Source organism: Streptomyces sp. NBC_00523, assembly GCF_036346615.1.
Taxonomy (GTDB): domain Bacteria; phylum Actinomycetota; class Actinomycetes; order Streptomycetales; family Streptomycetaceae; genus Streptomyces.
In genome coordinates this window covers 1,994,760-2,012,726 of sequence record NZ_CP107836.1, presented here as the reverse complement: position 1 = coordinate 2,012,726, position 17,967 = coordinate 1,994,760, and the positions used below count along the sequence as shown (strand labels likewise).

The 17,967-nt window shown below is 73.5% G+C and carries 14 protein-coding genes; 3 read left to right on the top strand and 11 right to left on the bottom strand.

Features of this window, described 5'->3' with window-relative positions:
* Positions 1–25: 25 nt before the first annotated feature.
* A complete protein-coding gene (gene lipB, locus OHS17_RS09040; protein WP_330311737.1) occupies positions 26–838 on the bottom strand; it encodes a lipoyl(octanoyl) transferase LipB in 813 nt (270 codons plus the stop codon).
* 260 nt (positions 839–1,098) lie between these two features.
* On the opposite strand from lipB, the gene OHS17_RS09035 reads away from it, so the two are divergent.
* The gene (locus OHS17_RS09035) at positions 1,099–2,682 is read left to right on the top strand and encodes a regulator (RefSeq protein ID WP_330311736.1); all 1,584 of its coding nucleotides are present in this window, start codon (positions 1,099–1,101) and stop codon (positions 2,680–2,682) included.
* A 12-nt stretch (positions 2,683–2,694) separates the two neighbouring features.
* On the opposite strand, the gene OHS17_RS09030 is transcribed toward OHS17_RS09035, so the two are convergent.
* Positions 2,695–4,038, bottom strand: a complete 1,344-nt coding sequence (locus OHS17_RS09030; protein WP_330311735.1) for an NAD(P)/FAD-dependent oxidoreductase — start codon at positions 4,036–4,038, stop codon at positions 2,695–2,697.
* A 182-nt stretch (positions 4,039–4,220) separates the two neighbouring features.
* Positions 4,221–5,120 (bottom strand): TIGR01777 family oxidoreductase, encoded by a 900-nt coding sequence (locus OHS17_RS09025; protein ID WP_330311734.1) that lies wholly within the window; start codon positions 5,118–5,120, stop codon positions 4,221–4,223.
* 56 nt (positions 5,121–5,176) lie between these two features.
* On the opposite strand from OHS17_RS09025, the gene OHS17_RS09020 reads away from it, so the two are divergent.
* Positions 5,177–5,704: a GNAT family N-acetyltransferase gene (locus OHS17_RS09020; protein ID WP_330311733.1), complete on the top strand. Its 528-nt coding sequence runs from the start codon at positions 5,177–5,179 to the stop codon at positions 5,702–5,704.
* On the opposite strand, the gene OHS17_RS09015 is transcribed toward OHS17_RS09020, so the two are convergent.
* The 7 genes from OHS17_RS09015 to OHS17_RS08985 all read right to left on the bottom strand — a co-directional run bounded on the left by OHS17_RS09015 (position 5,694) and on the right by OHS17_RS08985 (position 16,058).
* Positions 5,694–6,218 (bottom strand): DUF4240 domain-containing protein, encoded by a 525-nt coding sequence (locus OHS17_RS09015; RefSeq protein ID WP_330315197.1) that lies wholly within the window; start codon positions 6,216–6,218, stop codon positions 5,694–5,696. The two genes, OHS17_RS09020 and OHS17_RS09015, sit on opposite strands and share 11 nt — an antisense overlap.
* 61 nt (positions 6,219–6,279) lie before the next feature.
* A complete protein-coding gene (locus tag OHS17_RS09010) occupies positions 6,280–7,260 on the bottom strand; it encodes a helix-turn-helix transcriptional regulator (protein WP_330311732.1) in 981 nt (326 codons plus the stop codon).
* Positions 7,261–7,351: 91 nt separating this feature from the next.
* Complete coding sequence (aceE, locus tag OHS17_RS09005; protein ID WP_330311731.1) at positions 7,352–10,021, bottom strand: pyruvate dehydrogenase (acetyl-transferring), homodimeric type; 2,670 nt, start codon at positions 10,019–10,021, stop codon at positions 7,352–7,354.
* Between the two features lie 255 nt (positions 10,022–10,276).
* On the bottom strand, positions 10,277–10,900 hold the full coding sequence (locus OHS17_RS09000) for a GntR family transcriptional regulator (RefSeq protein ID WP_330311730.1): 624 nt from the start codon (positions 10,898–10,900) through the stop codon (positions 10,277–10,279).
* Positions 10,901–11,031: 131 nt separating this feature from the next.
* Positions 11,032–12,798 carry a 2-oxoglutarate dehydrogenase, E2 component, dihydrolipoamide succinyltransferase gene (gene sucB / locus OHS17_RS08995; RefSeq protein ID WP_330311729.1) on the bottom strand — a complete coding sequence of 589 codons (1,767 nt, stop codon included), beginning with the start codon at positions 12,796–12,798 and terminating at the stop codon, positions 11,032–11,034.
* A gap of 61 nt (positions 12,799–12,859) precedes the next feature.
* Positions 12,860–14,248, bottom strand: coding sequence for a dihydrolipoyl dehydrogenase (gene lpdA, locus OHS17_RS08990; RefSeq protein WP_330311728.1), 1,389 nt, complete (start codon positions 14,246–14,248; stop codon positions 12,860–12,862).
* Positions 14,249–14,504: 256 nt separating this feature from the next.
* A complete protein-coding gene (locus OHS17_RS08985) occupies positions 14,505–16,058 on the bottom strand; it encodes a leucyl aminopeptidase (protein ID WP_018103559.1) in 1,554 nt (517 codons plus the stop codon).
* Positions 16,059–16,277: 219 nt separating this feature from the next.
* Between OHS17_RS08985 and OHS17_RS08980 the strand changes: the two genes are divergently transcribed.
* The gene (locus OHS17_RS08980; protein WP_330311727.1) at positions 16,278–17,135 is read left to right on the top strand and encodes an endo alpha-1,4 polygalactosaminidase; all 858 of its coding nucleotides are present in this window, start codon (positions 16,278–16,280) and stop codon (positions 17,133–17,135) included.
* A gap of 9 nt (positions 17,136–17,144) precedes the next feature.
* On the opposite strand, the gene OHS17_RS08975 is transcribed toward OHS17_RS08980, so the two are convergent.
* The gene (locus OHS17_RS08975) at positions 17,145–17,924 is read right to left on the bottom strand and encodes an adenosylcobinamide-GDP ribazoletransferase (protein ID WP_330311726.1); all 780 of its coding nucleotides are present in this window, start codon (positions 17,922–17,924) and stop codon (positions 17,145–17,147) included.
* Positions 17,925–17,967: the final 43 nt, after the last annotated feature.

Below are 17,967 nucleotides of genomic sequence, written 5' to 3'. Positions count from 1 at the left end.
TATTCCCGGAAGCGCGTTCCGTGGGTCACGCCGTGGCCATGGCGTCGCCGGTGCGCTCGATCGTACGGGGGGCGAGCTCGGCGTTCTCCAGGATGTCCCGGAGGTGCTTCTCGGCGACCGGGAGGACCTCGGCGATGGTGATCTCGCGGCCCAGCTCGTAGCTGAGCGAGGTGACACCGGCGTCCCGGATGCCGCAGGGCACGATGCGGTCGAACCAGGTGTTGTCGGGGTTCACGTTGAACGAGAAGCCGTGCATGGTGACGCCCTTGGCGACGCGGATGCCGATCGCGGCGAGCTTGCGGTCCTCGCGGCGCTGCCCGGCGTTGGACGGGGCGTACTCCGGACCGTTGAGCCGCGGGTCGAACTCCTCGTCCGCCAGCCGCGGGTCGAAGTCGAGCGTGAGGCCGCCGAGGGCGGGGCGCTGCTCGACCGGGTCGCCCAGGACCCAGACGCCGCTGCGGCCCTCGACCCGGCTCGTCTCGACGCCGAACTCGGCGGCGGTGCGGATCAGCGCCTCCTCCAGACGGCGCACATGGGCGACGACGTCCACGGGGCGCGGGAGCTTCTGGATCGGGTAGCCGACGAGCTGGCCGGGACCGTGCCAGGTGATCTTGCCGCCGCGGTCCACGTCGATGACGGGGGTGCCGTCGAGGGGGCGCTCGCTGTCCGCCGTGCGCCTGCCCGCGGTGTAGACGGGCGGGTGTTCCAGGAGCAGGCAGGTGTCCGGGACGGTGTCCTCGAACCGTGCCGCGTGCACCTCGCGCTGCTTCTGCCACGCCTCCTGGTAGTCGACGGCGTCCTCGCCGAATCCCATGCGGACGAACCGGAGCTCACTCACGGCAGCAGCCTCTCTCCTCGCGGTGCCGGGGGCCGGGGGGTGTCCCCGGACCGCGTCACCCTGCACGAATCGCGCCCCAGTCACTGTACGACCGGCCTCTGCGCGTGGGCCCGGCAGGTCTTCCCGTCAGCGCCGCCCACAATCCTCACACGATCGGATGAATGTGGAGCGAAGGGTGCTGAGGCCGCCCCGCAGACAGTTAAATTCGCGCCGTTCGTCAGAGGGCTGCCCGGCCCCGAAGGCAGGAGACCCTAGAGCTGATGTCGGAACGACCTCCGCAGCGCACGCCCAACCGCCGGCTCGCCTCGCTCATCACCGAGGCCGGGTTCTCCAACGCCGGTCTCGCCCGCCGGGTGGACCAGCTCGGCCTCGAACACGGACTCGACCTGCGGTACGACAAGACCTCCGTGACCCGCTGGCTGCGCGGCCAGCAGCCCCGGGGCACCACCCCCGCGCTGATCGCCGAGGTCTTCACCCGGCGCCTCGGCCGCCGCCTCTCCGCGCAGGACCTCGGCCTCGACGCCTGCGCCCCGGTCTACGCGGGCCTGGAGTTCGCCGCCACGCCCGCCGAAGCGGTCGACATCGTCAGCGGGCTCTGGCGCAAGGACTCGGGCAGCCAGACCGAGCTGCGGAAGATCGCGTTCACCCCGGCCGGTCTCGTCGTGCCCAGCCGGGACTGGCTGATCGGCCGGGCCGACGAGTGGGCCGGCCGCCCGGTGCCCGGCGGGGCCGCCAGGGCCGGTGCCGCACGGGCGGCCGGTGCCCAGCTCCCCGCCACCGGGGCCCTGACCGCCGTGCCCGAGCAGGGCGGGCGGCACGGCGTGCGGGGGCCGGTGCCCTCGCGCCCCGGCGGAGTGCCCGCACCGCCCGGCGCCCCGGCCGGGGGCGCGACGGGCAGCCCCGGGGTGCCCCGGCAGCGGCAGACCGAGCGGGGCTCCGGGCTCCGGGTCGGCGAGGGGGACGTCGCCGCGCTGCGCTCGGTGGCCGAGCTCTTCCGTACGCTCGACCACGCCTACGGCGGCGGGCACGCCCGGCAGGCCCTCGTGCGGTACCTGGAGCACGAGACGGAGCCCATGCTGCGCGGCACGTACGGGGAGGCGACCGGCAGGCGGCTCTTCGGGGCGGCCGCCGACCTGACCAGGCTGGCCGGCTGGACCTCGTACGACATCGCGGCGCACGGGCTCGCGCAGCGCTACTTCGTGCAGGCGCTCCGGCTCTCCCAGGCGGCGGGCGACCGGGCCTACGGCAGCTATGTGCTGATCACCATGAGCCGCCAGGCGGTCTATCTCGCCCACGGCCGGGAAGCGGTCCAGCTGGCCCGGGTGGCGCAGCAGGGCATCGGCTCGGCCGCGCCCCACACCGTCATGGCCCTGCTGCACGCGGTGGAGGCGCGCGGGCACGCGGTGCTCGGGGACTCCAAGGCGTGCACGGCCTCGCTCGCCAGGGCGGAACGCGCGCTGGAGGCGGCCCGCCCCGGCGACGAGGTCCCGCACTGGGCGCGCCACTTCGACGAGGCGCAGCTCGCCGACGAGTTCGGGCACTGCCACCGCGACCTCCAGCAGTACCGGTCCGCCGCGCAGTACGCGGAGCGCGCGCTCCAGCTGCGCGCCCCCGCGTACGCCCGGAGCAGGCTGTTCTGCCGGGTGGTGCTGGCGTCCGCCCGGCTCGGGCTCGGCGAGCTGGACCAGGCGTGCCGGCTGGGCGCGGAGGCCGCCCAGCAGGCGGCCGAGATGCGCTCGGCGCGGGCCACGGAGTACGTACGGGACTTCGAACGGCGGCTGGAGCCCTACCGGGACGCCGCAGCCGTGCGCGGCTACCGGGAGCGGGTCGCCGCGCTGGGCTGAGGCGTCCAGGTCTCAGGCCGCCTCGGGGAGCGCGGTGTCCGCGGCGGCCGGGCGGATGCCGAGGTCGTGGAGGATCGAGGCGGCGGCGCGGGCGCCCGAGGACAGGGCGCCCTGGACGGTGCCGGTGTCGCGGTGGTCGCCGCACACGTACAGGCCCGCGAGAAGCCGGACCGGGCGGTGCGGGTCGTGCGGGGCGGGCATCGCGGGGACGGCCTCCGGGTCGTGGTGGGCGGCCAGCAGCTCCCAGTCGTCGGTGGGCACGCCGTAGAGCGCGGCGAGGTGGGCGCGGACCGTGCGGTCCAGGTCGTCGGGCGGGGTGCCGAGGACCGTGGAGCTGATCAGGGTCCGGCCCTCCGGGGCGCGGGCCGGGTCGACCTCGCTCATCACGGCGGTGTGGGACACGGGGCCCGACCGGTCGGCGTCCAGGAGGAGTGAGGCGCCGGTGGGCGGGGGAGCGGGCGCGGTGTGGTGGAGAACCGTCACGGGGTGGAAGGACGGCAGCCGCAGACCCGGCAGCAGCTCGGCGGCGGCGCTCGCCCCGGTGGCCACGAGCAGCGACCGGCAGCCCAGCTCGCCGTGCTCCTTGGTGCGTACGGAGGTGATGTCGGCGGAGGTGACGTGCACCCCGGTGCGTACGGTCCCCGGCGGCAGGGAGGCGGCGAGGAGCGCCGGCAGCGTACCTGCCCCGCCCTCCGGTACACACAGCCGTCCGCTCGCGTACGTCCGCAGGGCGAGGTCGGCGCACCGGCTGGACGTGGTGAGTTCCGGGTCGCTGAGCAGCGCGGTGAGCAGCGGCCGTACGAAGCCGTCGAGCGTACGGGAGGAGAGCCGGCCGGCCAGGGCGTCGAGCGCGGCGCGTTCCGGCCGGGCGAGGAGCCGGGACGGCGGGGTGGCGGCGAGGCGGGCCAGGGCCGCGCCGAGCCGGGCGTGGTCGATCGCACCGCCCATCGCCCCGGTGAGGGCGCCCGCGCGCGGCGGCCGGGGGGCGTGCGCGAGGGCGCGCGCCGCCTTGAGCGCGCCCCGTGCGCTGCGTGCGCCCGGCACGCGGCGGGTCTCGCCGGTCCGGTGGCGGCGGCCCTCGCTGTGCACGAGGACCCCGGGATCGAAGGGGCGCAGGACGAGTCCGTCGAGCCCCGGGGTGGTGCGGAGCTCCGGATACGCGGTGTTGAGCAGCGGGCCGACCCGGTCGAGGCGGAACCCGTCCACCTCGTCGGTGGCCATCCGGCCGCCGACGCCGGGGCCGGCCTCCAGGACGCTGACGCTGACCCCGGCGCTGGTCAGTCGGTGGGCCGCCGACAGGCCGGCGATCCCGGCCCCGATGATGACGACGTCCGCGTGGTGTGCCGTGCTGAGCACGTGCCCTCCCCGGTTCGGCGCAAGTGGTGGGGGGCTCATGCCCTCAACCGCCCACCGGAATGCGTGAGTTCGTCAGGAGGCTAGGAGAGTGGCCCGATCGTGCGCAGTCGCGCGCGGACCGGAGCACCGATGCACGGGGTCGCACGCCCGTCCGAAAAAAACCGGGCTGCCCGGACGGTCCGTCAGCGCAGGGCGGCGCGGATGGCGGCATCGACGGACGGGAAGGCGAACGAGAAGCCGGAGCCCAGCAGCCGCGCGGGCAGCACCCGCTGACTGCCCAGCACATCCCCGGCGAACTCGCCGAGCGCGAGCCGCAGCGCCGGAGCGGGCGCCGTGAAGAGCGTCGGCCGCCGGAGCACCCGGCCCATCGCGGCGGTCACCTCGGCGTTGGTGACGGGCGTCGGGGCGGTCAGGTTCACCGGACCGGACAGCTCCGGCGTGTCCAGGATGTGCCGCAGCGCCGCGATGTGGTCGTGCAGCGCGATGAAGCTCCAGTACTGCCGCCCGTTGCCCATCCGACCGCCCAGCCCCGCCCGGAACAGCGGGAAGAGCCGCCCCCAGGCACCGCCCTCCCGGGCGACCACCAGGCCGGTGCGGGCGTGCACCGTACGCACTCCCGCCTCCTCGGCCGCCGCCGTGGCCTCCTCCCACTCCACGCAGACCGATGGCAGGAACCCGTCCCCGGGCGGCGCCTCCTCGTCCACCGGGCGGTCGCCGGTGTCCCCGTAGAAGCCGATCGCGGAGCCGGACAGCAGCACGGCGGGCGGGGTGTCGAGCGAGGCGACGGCGTCCGCGAGCGCGGCGGTGCCCAGCACCCGGCTGTCCCGGATCTCCTTCTTGTACGCCTCGGTCCAGCGGTGGTCGCCGACGCCCGCCCCGGCGAGATGGACGACCGCGTCGCAGCCCACCAGACCGGCCACGTCCACGTAACCCCGCTTCGGGTCCCACTCCACCTCGTCACCGGCCCGGGCGGCATGGCGCACCAGGCGCACCACCTCGTGCCCGTCGGCCCGCAGCGAGCGCACCAGCGCCGCTCCGATGAGTCCGGTCGATCCGCTGACGGCGATACGGGAGTGCGGCATGGCGTCCATCCTGCCCCACCGGGGCCGCCGTACACGGCCGTGGCACAGTGGCGGCCATGACCGATTCCGCCGCATCCGCCGCGCCCCTCGTCCGCCGTGCCGATCTCGCGGACGAGCCCGCGCTCGGCGAACTGGACCGTGCCACCTGGTCGACGCTGCACGCGGTGCAGCCGCGCCCGCAGCCGCCGTACGCCCCGTTCTTCGACGAGCGGCACACGCCCCGGGACATCCTGGTGGCGGAGGCGGTGAACGAGGCGGGGGAGCGGGCGCCGGCCGGTTACATACGCGTCGTGCCGCCGACCCCGCTGGCCTGCAACGCGCACGTCCGGCAGATCCAGGGCCTCGCCGTGGCCCACTGGGCGCGCGGCCGGGGCGTCGGGCGGGCCCTGATCCGCGCGGCCTGCGCGACGGCACGCGGCGAGGGGGCGAACCGGATCACCCTGCGGGTCCTCGGCCACAACGCGCCCGCCCGCGCGCTGTACGAGGCGGAGGGCTTCACCGTCGAGGGCGTGCTGCCGGGCGAGTTCTTCCTGAACGGGCGGTACGTGGACGACGTGATGATGGGCCGCCCGCTCACCCCGTGACGCCGAACCGCTCCCAGAGCGCGGGCAGCCGGGCCGCCAGGGCCGCGTCGTCGTCCGGGTCCAGCTCGGCGCCCTCCGGCTCGTCGGGCTGCGGGGGGAGGCCGAGGTCGGGCGCGACGACGCCGGTGAGCTGTTCGTACGCCTCGTCGGCCGCGTACCCCAGCTCCTCGCCGTCGCCGTCCAGCTCCTCGTCGAAGGAGTCGAGCAGCTCGGCCAGGGCGTCCGGGTCGTGCACGGCGCCCTCGAAGACCTCCCGGCCCCGGCCGATCAGCCAGCAGCGGAAGTAGTCGAAGGCGTCGTCGCTCGCGCCGCCGAGCAGGACGGCGGCGGCGCCCCACAGGTCCCAGCGGTAGGCCCGGTTGAAGCGGGCCTCGAAGTGCCGGGCGAAGTCCAGCACCGCTTCGGGGTCGAGCAGCACCAGCTTGTCGACCAGCAGATCGGCATGGTCCTCGGGGTCGCCGTCGGCGGCCTCGCGCGTGCTGTCGATCAGCTCCCAGAACTCGGTCTCGTCCATCACGGGTCCAGCATCTGCCCTGAGAGCCGCGGATGCACGCCCAGACATCTGAACGAAGCCGTCAGGGCGCGCCCCCGTAGAGCGCGTGCAGGCGCGCCGCGGCCGTCGCGAACCTCTCCCGCAGGGCGGCCGGCTCCAGCACCTCCAACTCCGGTCCGAGGCCCAGCAGCTGGCCGTAGGCGACGTCCAGGGACTCCACCGGCAGGGTGACCGTGACCCGGCCGTCCGCACCGGGCGGCCCGGCCGCCTCCAGCGCCTCCGTGGCGGCGGCCCGGTCCACGAGGTGCGGCAGCCGGTGCGCGGCCGCCTCCGAGAGCCGCAGCCTCACCTCCGTACGCAGCAGGGAGCGGGCGAACGCGGCGGACCGCTCTTCCCAGAAGGCGGGCAGGTCGAAACCCTCGTCCCTGACGAAAGGGGTGTCCGAAACGGTGGCGGCGGTGAACCGGTCGATGCGGTACACCCGCGTGTCGTCGCCCGCGCGGGCGCAGAGGTACCAGACGCCCGCCTTCAGGACGAGCCCGTACGGGGCCAGCTCCCGTTCGACGTCGGAGTCCCGCCCGGCCCGCCGGTACCGGGCCAGGAGCAGCCGGTCGCGCCACACGGCCTCGGCCACGGCGGGCAGCAGCTCCGGCGTGACGGGCTCCTGGTACCAGCCGGGCGCGTCCAGGTGGAAGCGCCGGCCCGCCCCCGCCGGGGCGTCCCGCAGCGCGGGCGTCAGGGCCGCCGACACCTTCAGCCGGGCGGCCGAGGCGGCGTCCGCGAGCCCCATCTCGCGCAGGGCCGAGGGCAGCCCGGACAGGAACAGCGCCTCCGCCTCGTCGCGGGCGAGACCGGTCAGCCCGGTGCGGTAGCCGCCGACGAGCCGGTAGCCGCCGGCCCGGCCGCGCTCGGCGTACACCGGGACCCCGGCCTCGGAGAGGGCCTGCGCGTCCCGGGTGACGGTCCGCTCGGACACCTCCAGCTCCCGGGACAGCTCGGCGGCGGTCATGCCGGGGCGGGCCTGGAGGAGCAGCACCATTCGGATCAGCCGGGCAGCACGCATGCGGCCATTGTGGCTGGACCGCGGCGCGGCAAAAATCAAGCCCGTCCGGCGATTGAGGACAAAGCCTCAAGCCGGACGGGCCTGATCACGCTCAGAGACCGTAGCGGTCCCGCGCCTCCTTGACGGCCGTCGCCGGCACCTCGCCGCGACGGGCCAGCTGGGCCAGCGTGGCGACCACGACGGACGGGGCGTCGACGCCGAAGTGGCGACGGGCCGCGTCACGCGTGTCGGAGAGACCGAAGCCGTCCGTGCCGAGCGAGGTGTAGTCCTGCTCGACCCACTGGCTGATCTGGTCCGGGACCCCGCGCATCCAGTCGCTGACCGCGACGACCGGGCCCGGAGCGCCCTCCAGCACCTGCGTCACGTACGGCACCCGCTGCTCACCGCGGAGCAGCGCCTCGTCGCACTCCAGCGCCTCGCGGCGCAGCTCGCCCCAGGAGGTCGCGGACCAGACGTCGGCCGTGACACCCCAGTCGGCGGCCAGCAGCTCCTGGGCCTCCAGGGCCCAGTGGATCGCCGTTCCGGAGGCCAGCAGCTGGGCGCGCGGCGCGTCCGCCGCGGCGGGCGTGCCCTCCTTGAAGCGGTACAGGCCCTTGACGATGCCCTCCTCGACGCCTTCCGGCATCGCGGGCTGCGGCTTCGGCTCGTTGTAGACCGTCAGGTAGTAGAAGACGTCCTCGGCGTCGGGGCCGTACATCCGCCGCAGACCGTCCTTGACGATCACCGCGATCTCGTACGCGAACGCCGGGTCGTAGTTGAGCGACGCCGGGTTCGTGGCGGCGATCAGGTGCGAGTGGCCGTCCGCGTGCTGGAGGCCCTCGCCCGTCAGGGTCGTACGGCCGGCGGTGGCGCCGACGATGAAGCCCTTGCCGAGCTGGTCGGCGAGCTGCCAGAACTGGTCGCCCGTCCGCTGCCAGCCGAACATCGAGTAGAAGATGTAGAACGGGATCATCGTCTCGCCGTGCGTCGCGTACGACGTGGCGGCGGCGATGAAGTCGGCCATCGCGCCGGCCTCGGTGATCCCCTCGTTGAGGATCTGGCCGTCCTTGGCCTCCTTGTAGTACATCAGCTGGTCGCGGTCGACCGGCTCGTACGTCTGGCCCAGCGGCGAGTAGATGCCGGCCGAGGGGAACAGCGACTCCATGCCGAAGGTGCGGGCCTCGTCCGGGACGATCGGCACCCAGCGCTTGCCGGTCTGCTTGTCCCGCATCAGGTCCTTGACCAGGCGGACGAAGGCCATGGTGGTGGCCATCTCCTGCTTGCCGGAGCCCTTCTTGAGCGCCGCGAACGCGCGCTCCTCGGGCTGCGGCAGCGCCACCGCGTGCACCCGGCGGGCCGGGGCGGGGCCGCCGAGGGCGGCACGGCGCTCCTGGAGGTAGCGGACCTCGGGGGAGTCGGCGCCCGGGTGGCCGTAGGGCACCAGGCCGTCGGCGAAGGCGCTGTCCGGGATCGGGAGGCCGAGCAGCTCGCGCATGCCCTTGAACTCGTCGATCGACAGCTTCTTCATCTGGTGGTTGGCGTTCTTGGACTCGAAGCCCTTGCCGAGCGTGTAGCCCTTCACCGTCTGGGCGAGGATCACGGTCGGCGCGCCCTTGTGCTCGACGGCCGCGCGGTAGGCCGCGTACACCTTGCGGGCCTCGTGGCCGCCGCGCGAGGTGTAGAAGCACTCGGCGATCTTCGCGTCGGTGAGCAGCTTCGCCAGCTCGGCGAGGGCGGGCTCGGCGCCGAAGAAGTGCTCGCGGATGTACGCGACGTCGCGGGTGGCGTACGTCTGGAACTGCGCGTCCGGGACCTCGCGGAGGCGGCGGACCAGCGCGCCCGTGGTGTCGAGCTGGAACAGCTCGTCCCAGGCGTTGCCCCAGAGCGTCTTGATGACGTTCCAGCCGGCGCCCCGGAAGGCGCCCTCCAGCTCCTGCACGACGCGGAAGTTGGCGCGGACCGGACCGTCGAGGCGCTGCAGGTTGCAGTTGATGACGAAGGTCAGGTTGTCGAGCTGCTCACGGGCCGCGAGGGCGAGGGCCGCGGTCGACTCGGGCTCGTCCATCTCGCCGTCGCCCAGGAAGGCCCAGACGTGCGAGTTCGACGTGTCCTTGATGTTGCGGTTGGCCAGGTAGCGGTTGAAGCGCGCCTGGTAGATCGCCGAGAGCGGGCCGAGGCCCATGGAGACCGTGGGGAACTCCCACAGCCAGGGCAGCCGCCGCGGGTGCGGGTAGGAGGGCAGGCCGTTGCCGCCCGACTCCTGGCGGAAGTTGTCGAGCTGCTGCTCGCTGAGCCGGCCGTCGAGGAAGGCGCGGGCGTAGATGCCGGGGGAGGCGTGGCCCTGCACGTACAGCTGGTCGCCGGAGCCGTCCCCCTCCTTGCCGCGGAAGAAGTGGTTGAAGCCGGTCTCGTACAGCCAGGCCGCCGAGGCGAAGGTGGCGATGTGGCCGCCGACGCCGAAGCGCGCGCCACGGGTGACCATCGCGGCCGCGTTCCAGCGGTTCCACGCGGTGATCTTCGACTCCATCTCCAGGTCGCCGTCGAAGTCGGGCTCCGCGGCGGTCGGGATGGAGTTGACGTAATCGGTCTCCAGCAGCTTGGGCAGCGCGAGACCGGCGCCCTCGGCGTGCTGGAGCGAGCGCCGCATGAGGTACGCGGCACGGTGCGGGCCCGCGGCCTTGGTGACGGCATCCAGGGAGGCCGCCCATTCAGCGGTCTCCTCCGGGTCGCGGTCCGGGAGCTGGTCGAGCTCGCTCGGAAGCTTTCCTACGGGGTCGGTCATGATCGCCGCCTTCCGGTGAGGAGGGGGGTGGAGAAGTCCCTGACTGGCAGGACAGGGCGATGGGGCCGGTGGGCCCGCGGAGTGAACTGTAAGTCGCCGATCGATGATCGATCAAAGGATGAACGGCAAAACTTCTCGATATGAAGAAAGTGGCATGCGGTGCCATGAAATGGGGCACCGAGTGACGGGATTTACCCGTCAAAACGGGCGCCGGCCTGCACGGAAGAGCGGCAGGGGCGACACTTGCGCAGCGCCTCAGGCGCGTGGCGCGCAGCCCAGGACGTGGGCCTTCACCAGGGTCCCGATGTCCGGGTCCTTGCGCAGGAACGCGTCGATGAGGGCCTCGTGCTCCTCCGCGTACGACTTCTGGACCGTGCCCAGCCAGCGGATCGACAGGGCCGTGAACACCTCGATGCCCAGCCCCTCCCAGGTGTGCAGCAGCACCGCGTTCCCCGCCGCCCGCACCATCTCGCGGTGGAAGCCGACCGTGTGCCGGACCTGGGCCTCGCCGTCCGCCAGCCGGTCCGCCTCGTACAGCGCCGCCACGTGCGGGTCCAGCAGCGAGCAGTCCTCGCCGAGCCCGGGGGCCGCCAGCTCGGCCGCGATCTGCTCCAGGCCCGCCCGTACGGGGTAGCTCTCCTCCAGGTCCGCGGCGGTGAGGTTGCGGACCCGGACGCCCTTGTTGGGCGCCGACTCGATCAGCCGCAGCGTCTCCAGCTCCCGCAGCGCCTCGCGCACGGGCGTCTGGCTGACCTCCAGCTCGGTCGCGATGCGCCGCTCCACGATCCGCTCGCCCGGCTTCCAGCGCCCGCTGACGATCCCCTCCACGATGTGCTCGCGGATCTGTTCGCGCAGCGAGTGGACGACGGGCGGGGTCATGACGGGCTCCTTCGGACAGACCGGTACGCCTGCACCGGGCTCGGTGGCCGGGGCGACCGGTGGTGTCTAGACAATACGGCGGCGCCCCCGCCCGGAAGTGTTCCGGACGGGGGCGCCGATCGTGAGGCTGGTTACAGGCCGAGCTCGACCTCGAACTCGCCGGCCTCCAGGATCGCCTTGACCGCGGTCAGGTAGCGGGCGGCGTCCGCGCCGTCCACCAGACGGTGGTCGTAGGAGAGCGACAGGTACGTCATGTCGCGGACACCGATCACGGTGCCCTCCTCGGTCTCGATGACCGCGGGACGCTTCACGGTGGCGCCGATGCCCAGGATGGCTGCCTGGTTCGGCGGCACGATGACGGTGTCGAACAGCGCACCGCGCGAGCCGGTGTTGCTGATGGTGAAGGTGGCACCGGACATGTCGTCCGGGGTCAGGCCGCCACCGCGGGCCTTGCCGGCCAGCTCGGCGGTCTTCTTCGAGATACCGGCGATGTTGAGGTCGCCCGCGCCCTTGATGACCGGGGTCATCAGGCCCTTCTCGGCGTCCACGGCGATGCCGATGTTCTCCGAGTCGAAGTACGTGATGGTGCCTTCGTCCTCGTTGATCCGGGCGTTGATGACCGGGTGGGCCTTCAGCGCCTGGGCGGCGGCCTTCACGTAGAACGGCATCGGGGAGAGCTTGACGCCCTCACGGGCCGCGAAGCCGTCCTTCGCCTTGGCGCGCAGCTTCATCAGCTTGGTGACGTCGACCTCGACGACCGACGTCAGCTGGGCCTGCGAGTGCAGCGCCTTCATCATGTTGTCGCCGATGACCTTGCGCATGCGGGTCATCTTGACGGTCTGGCCGCGCAGCGGGGACGCCTCCAGCTTCGGCGCCTTGGAGGCGGCGGCCGGAGCGGCGGCGGCGGGCGCCGGGGCAGCGGCGGCGGCCTTGGCGGCCTCCGCGGCGGCGACGACGTCCTGCTTGCGGATGCGGCCACCGACGCCGGTGCCCTTGACCGAGCCCAGGTCGACGCCGTTCTCGGCGGCGAGCTTGCGGACCAGCGGCGTGACGTACGCGCCGTCGTCACCGGAGGTCGCGGCCGGGGCGGCGGCCGGAGCCTGCGCCGGGGCGGCCGGGGCCGGGGCGGCGGGCGCCGGGGCCGGAGCGGCCGGAGCCGGCGCCGGGGCGGGCGCGGCGGGGGCCGGAGCGGCCGGAGCCGGCGCGGGGGCCGGGGCCTCCTGGGCCGGGGCGGGCTGAGCCGGGGCCGGGGCCTGGGCCGGAGCGGCACCGGGCGCGCCGATGACGGCGAGCTTGGCGCCGACCTCGGCGGTCTCGTCCTCGCCGACCACGATCTCCAGCAGCACACCGGCGACCGGGGCGGGGATCTCGGTGTCGACCTTGTCCGTGGAGACCTCGAGCAGCGGCTCGTCCTCCGCGACCTCCTCGCCGACCTCCTTCAGCCAGCGGGTGACGGTGCCCTCGGTGACGCTCTCGCCGAGCGCCGGGAGGGTGACGTCGGTGCCGGAGGCACCACCGGCCGGGGCGGCGGCCGGAGCCTCGGCCGCGGGGGCCGGGGCGGCAGGGGCCTCGGCGGCCGGTGCCTCGGCGGGGGCCGCGGCCGGCTCGGCGGCCGGAGCGGACTCGGCGGCCGGAGCGGACTCGGCCGCCGGAGCGCCCGAGCCGTCGTCGATGATGGCCAGCTCGGCGCCGACCTCGACGGTCTCGTCCTCGGCGACCTTGATGGACGACAGGACGCCGGAGGCGGGGGCGGGGATCTCGGTGTCGACCTTGTCGGTCGAGACCTCGAGCAACGGCTCGTCGGCCTCGACGCGCTCGCCCTCGGCCTTCAGCCAGCGGGTGACAGTGCCCTCGGTGACGCTCTCGCCGAGCGCCGGAAGGGTTACGGAAACCGACATGGTTTCAGTTGCTCCTTACGAAAATGCGGAAGTGGTCGGTCGTCGCGCCCGGTCGACTGGATCAGTCGTGGGAGTGCAGGGGCTTGCCGGCCAGGGCCAGGTGGGCCTCGCCGAGCGCCTCGCTCTGGGTCGGGTGGGCGTGGATGAGCTGGGCGACCTCGGCCGGCAGCGCTTCCCAGTTGTAGATCAGCTGGGCTTCGCCGACCTGCTCGCCCATACGGTCACCGACCATGTGGACGCCGACCACGGCACCGTCCTTGACCTGGACGAGCTTGATCTCGCCCGCGGTCTTGAGGATCTTGCTCTTGCCGTTGCCCGCGAGGTTGTACTTCAGCGCGACGACCTTGTCCGCGCCGTAGAGCTCCTTGGCCTTGGCCTCGGTGATGCCGACGGAGGCGACCTCGGGGTGGCAGTACGTGACCCGGGGGACGCCGTCGTAGTCGATCGGGACGGTCTTGAGACCGGCCAGCCGCTCCGCGACGAGGATGCCCTCGGCGAAGCCGACGTGCGCCAGCTGGAGCGTCGGGACCAGGTCGCCCACGGCGGAGATCGTCTCCACGTTGGTGCGCATGTACTCGTCGACCAGGACGTAGCCGCGGTCCATGTTGACCCCGGCCTCCTCGTAACCGAGGCCCTGCGAGACCGGGCCGCGGCCGATCGCGACCAGCAGCACCTCCGCCTCGAAGGTCTTGCCGTCGGCGAGGGTCACGCGGACGCCGTCCTGCGTGTACTCGGCGCTCTGGAAGAACGTGCCGAGGTTGAACTTGATGCCGCGCTTGCGGAAGGCGCGCTCAAGAAGCTTCGAGCTGTTCTCGTCCTCGACCGGGACGAGGTGCTTCAGGCCCTCGATGATCGTCACGTCGGTGCCGAAGGAGGTCCACGCCGAGGCGAACTCGACGCCGATGACGCCGCCGCCCAGCACGATCGCGGACTTCGGGACGCGGTCCAGCTTCAGCGCGTGGTCCGAGGAGATGATGCGGTTGCCGTCGATCTCCAGGCCCGGCAGCGACTTCGGCACGGAGCCGGTCGCCAGGAGCACGTGGCGGCCCTGGATGCGCTGGCCGTTCACGTCCACCGAGGTGGGGGAGGAGAGCCGGCCCTCACCCTCGATGTAGTGCACCTTGCGGGAGGCGACGAGTCCCTGGAGGCCCTTGTACAGGCCGGAGATCACGTCGTCCTTGTACTTGTGGACGGCCGCCATGTCGATGCCCTCGAAGGTGGCCTTGACGCCGAACTGGGCGGACTCGCGGGCCTGGTCCGCGATCTCGCCGGCGTGCAGCAGCGCCTTCGTGGGGATGCAGCCGTTGTGCAGGCAGGTGCCGCCGACCTTGCCCTTCTCGATCAGAGCGACGTCCAGGCCCAGCTGCGCTCCGCGCAGGGCCGCGGCGTACCCGCCGCTGCCACCGCCGAGGATCACTAGGTCGAAAACGGTGCTGGCGTCGTTCGCCACGTCACGTCCTCCATGCATGTGCGCCGTACGCCGGGCCCCGTCCTCGGGGTGCTACCGGCCGGTCGGCTGGTGTGCGGCCGCTTTGTCTTCGGCCCTGTGGTGGGGGCCCTGTCCTGCCGAGAACCCATCTTCGCACTTGTTGACGGTGGGCGGGACGCGGGGCCCGTGTCCGGGACGGTCGATCGTCCGTCCCGGTGGGGAACACCTACGGCCCCGGACGTATGCCCGGGGCCGTACGGGGGGTGCCGCGGCCGGGTCAGCCGAGGTCGCCGGCGGCGGTGCGCTCCGCCAGCTTCACCAGCGTGCGGACGGCCGAGCCGGTGCCGCCCTTGGGCGTGTAGCCGTACGGGGCGCCCTCGTGGAAGGCGGGGCCCGCGATGTCCAGGTGCGCCCAGGCGATGCCCTCGCCCACGAACTCCTTCAGGAACAGGCCGGCCACCAGGCCGCCGCCCATCCGCTCGCCCATGTTGGCGATGTCGGCGGTCGAGGAGTCCATGCCCTTGCGCAGGTCCGCCGGGAGCGGCATCGGCCAGGAGGCCTCGCCGACCTCGTCCGCGATCTCGTGGATCGAGGTACGGAAGGCGTCGTCGTTGGACATGATGCCGAAGGTGCGGTTGCCGAGCGCCAGCACCATCGCGCCGGTCAGGGTCGCCACGTCCACGATCGCGTCCGGGTTCTCCTCCGAGGCGCGGGTCAGCGCGTCGGCCATGACGAGGCGGCCCTCGGCGTCGGTGTTCAGGACCTCGACGGTCTTGCCGCTGTACATGCGCAGGACGTCACCCGGGCGGGTGGCGCTGCCCGACGGCATGTTCTCGGCGAGCGCCAGCCACGCGGTGACGTTGACGCGCAGGCCCAGACGGGCGGCCGAGACGACGGTCGCGAACACGGCGGCGGCGCCGGCCATGTCGCACTTCATCGTCTCGTTGTGACCGGCCGGCTTCAGCGAGATGCCGCCCGAGTCGTAGGTGATGCCCTTGCCGACGAGGGCCAGGGTCTTCTCCGCCTTCGGGTGCGTGTAGGCGAGCTTCACCAGGCGCGGGCCGCGCTCCGCGCCCTGGCCGACGCCCAGGATGCCGCCGTAGCCGCCCTTGACGAGCGCCTTCTCGTCCAGCACCTGCACCTTGATGCCGTGCTCCTTGCCGGCGGCGGTGGCCACGGCGGCGAAGGACTCGGGGTACAGGTCGTTGGGCGGGGTGTTGACCAGGTCGCGGGCGCGGTTGATCTCCTCGGCGAGGGCGATCGCGCGCTCCGCGGCGGCCTTGAACGCCTTGTCGCGGGGCTTGGCACCGAGCACGGCGACCTCGGCCAGCGCCTGCTTGGCGCCGGCGGGCTTCGCGTCCTTGGGGGCCAGCTTGTTCTCACCGGCCTGGTAGGCGGTGAAGGCGTACGCGCCGAGCAGGGCGCCCTCCGCGATGGCCTCGGCGTCCTCGACGGAGCCGACGGGCAGCGCGAAGCCGGCCTTCTTCGAACCGGCCAGCGAGCGGGCGGCGGCACCGGCGGCGCGGCGCAGCGTCTCGGCGTCGTACGAGCCGTCCTTCTCCGGGGCCTTGCCGAGGCCGGCCGCGATGACGACGGGGACCTTCAGGCCCTCGGGGGCGGGGACCTTCGTCAGCTCGCCCTCGGCACCCGAGGCGCCCAGGGTCGCCAGGACGGCGGCGAGCTTGCCGCCGAACGCCTTGTCCACGGCCTCGGCGCCCGGTGCGAGGACCAGGTCCCCAGGCTTGGATCCAGCGCCCTTGGCGACGCCCACGACGAGGGCGTCGGCGCGCAGCGTCGCCGCACCGGCAGTGCTGAGAGTGAGAGCAGTCACGGTGGTGAAATCTCGCTTCCGTTGAGTTCTTTTCGGTCGAGTGGGTGGGCCGACCGTGCCCGGCGCATCGTAGACGCGGCCGCAATGTGCCGGGAATGAGCCTACGCGCGCCTTTGCTGCCCGCTCACGGCGGCGGGCCGTAGGCGGTGCGTACGAGGCGCGCGGCCGTCGTTACGGTGGTGCTCCCGGGAAGATCGTCCCGGCGGACCTGGGGGAACGATGCGCGACCGGACGGCCGCACGGACGAGCGGGGCGCGCGGCGCTCTCGCCGTCACCGCACTGATGCTGCTCACGACGCTGACGGGCTGCTCCTCGGAGCCGGACAGGGCCCCGGCGGGGAAGGAGACCGCCGCCGCGCGGCCCTCGCAGGCGCGCTGGCAGCCGGAGCCCGGCACGGACTGGCAGTGGCAGCTGTCGGGGAAGCTCGACACCTCGGTGGACGCCCCGGTGTACGACATCGACGGCTTCGACCGGACGGCGGCCCAGGTCGCCGAGCTGCACCGCAAGGGCCGCAAGGTCATCTGCTACCTGTCCACCGGCGCCTGGGAGGACTTCCGCCCGGACGCGGCCCGCTTCCCCACCGCCGTCCTCGGCAAGGGCAACGGCTGGAAGGGCGAGCGCTGGCTCGACATCCGGCGCACCGAGGTCCTGGAACCGCTGATGGAGACCCGGATCGCGATGTGCGCGAAGAAGGGCTTCGACGCGGTCGAACCGGACAACATGGACGGCTACCGCAACAAGAGCGGCTTCCCGCTGACCGCCGCCGACCAGCTGCGCTACAACCGCCTGATCGCCCGCGTGGTCCACCGCCACGGCATGTCCGTCGGCCTCAAGAACGACCTCCCGCAGATCCCCGAGCTGGTCGGGGACTTCGACTTCGCGGTCAACGAGCAGTGCGCGCAGTACGAGGAGTGCGAGGAGCTGACCCCGTTCGTGAAGGCGGGCAAGGCGGTCTTCCACGTGGAGTACGAGCTGCCGGCGGCGGAGTTCTGCGCGCAGTCCCGGAAGCTGCGGCTCAGTTCGCTGCGCAAGGAGTACGAGCTGGACGCCGGGCGGGAGACCTGCGCGCGGGGCTGACGGGCCGCCTCAGCCCAGCGCCAGGCCCACCAGCGCCACCGTCGCCGCCGTCTCCGCCAGCGCCCCGAACACGTCCCCGGTCACCCCGCCGAACCGCCGCACGCAGTGGCGCAGCAGCAGCCCGGCCGCCACCGGCGCGGCCACGGCGGCCAGGGCGTACCGCAGCGCCCCGTACCCGCCCAGCAGCGCCCCCGCCCCCGCGCACCCCGCCACCACCACGAGCCCGACCGCCCAGGCACCGGCCGCCGGGACCGTACCGGCGACGGCCGCGCCCAGGCCCTCCGGGCGGGCCGCCGGGACGCCGCGCCGGGAGGCCAGGGTGAGCGCGAGCCGGGCGACGACGGCGGAGGCGACGGCCGCCACCGCGCCCTGCGCCCAGCCCTCCGCGTACAGCCGCTGAAGGGCCGCCACCTGGGCCAGCAGCACGAAGAGCAGGGTGATCACGCCGAACGGGCCGATGTCCGACTGCTTCATGATCCGCAGCGCGTCCTCGGCCGGCTTGCCGCTGCCCAGGCCGTCGGCGGTGTCCGCGAGCCCGTCCAGATGGAGGCCCCGGGTGAGCGCCGCGGGCACGGCGGCCGAGGCGACCGCGGCGAGCAGCGGGCCCGCCCCGCCCCACAGCAGCAGGGCGCCCGGGACCGCCGCGAAAACGCCGACGGCCAGCCCGGCCAGGGGCGCGCACAGCATCCCGGCCCGGGCGGTCTCCCGGTCCCAGCGGGTGACGCGGACGGGGAGCACGGTCAGGGTGCCGAAGGCGAAACGCAGGCCGTGGCTGTTCAGGGAGGTCACGGCGCGCAGGCTAATCGGTGAGGACGGCCGCTAGATTGACCGA

Excerpts from the sequence above, each read along its gene's own strand:
- OHS17_RS09035 (WP_330311736.1), top strand. The coding sequence starts at position 1,099 with ATGTCGGAACGACCTCCGCAGCGCACGCCCAACCGCCGGCTCGCCTCG.
- OHS17_RS09025 (WP_330311734.1), bottom strand. The coding sequence starts at position 5,120 with ATGCCGCACTCCCGTATCGCCGTCAGCGGATCGACCGGACTCATCGGA.
- OHS17_RS09020 (WP_330311733.1), top strand. The coding sequence starts at position 5,177 with ATGACCGATTCCGCCGCATCCGCCGCGCCCCTCGTCCGCCGTGCCGAT.
- OHS17_RS09015 (WP_330315197.1), bottom strand. The coding sequence starts at position 6,218 with ATGGACGAGACCGAGTTCTGGGAGCTGATCGACAGCACGCGCGAGGCC.
- OHS17_RS09010 (WP_330311732.1), bottom strand. The coding sequence starts at position 7,260 with ATGCGTGCTGCCCGGCTGATCCGAATGGTGCTGCTCCTCCAGGCCCGC.
- aceE (WP_330311731.1), bottom strand. The coding sequence starts at position 10,021 with ATGACCGACCCCGTAGGAAAGCTTCCGAGCGAGCTCGACCAGCTCCCG.
- OHS17_RS09000 (WP_330311730.1), bottom strand. The coding sequence starts at position 10,900 with ATGACCCCGCCCGTCGTCCACTCGCTGCGCGAACAGATCCGCGAGCAC.
- sucB (WP_330311729.1), bottom strand. The coding sequence starts at position 12,798 with ATGTCGGTTTCCGTAACCCTTCCGGCGCTCGGCGAGAGCGTCACCGAG.
- OHS17_RS08980 (WP_330311727.1), top strand. The coding sequence starts at position 16,278 with ATGCGCGACCGGACGGCCGCACGGACGAGCGGGGCGCGCGGCGCTCTC.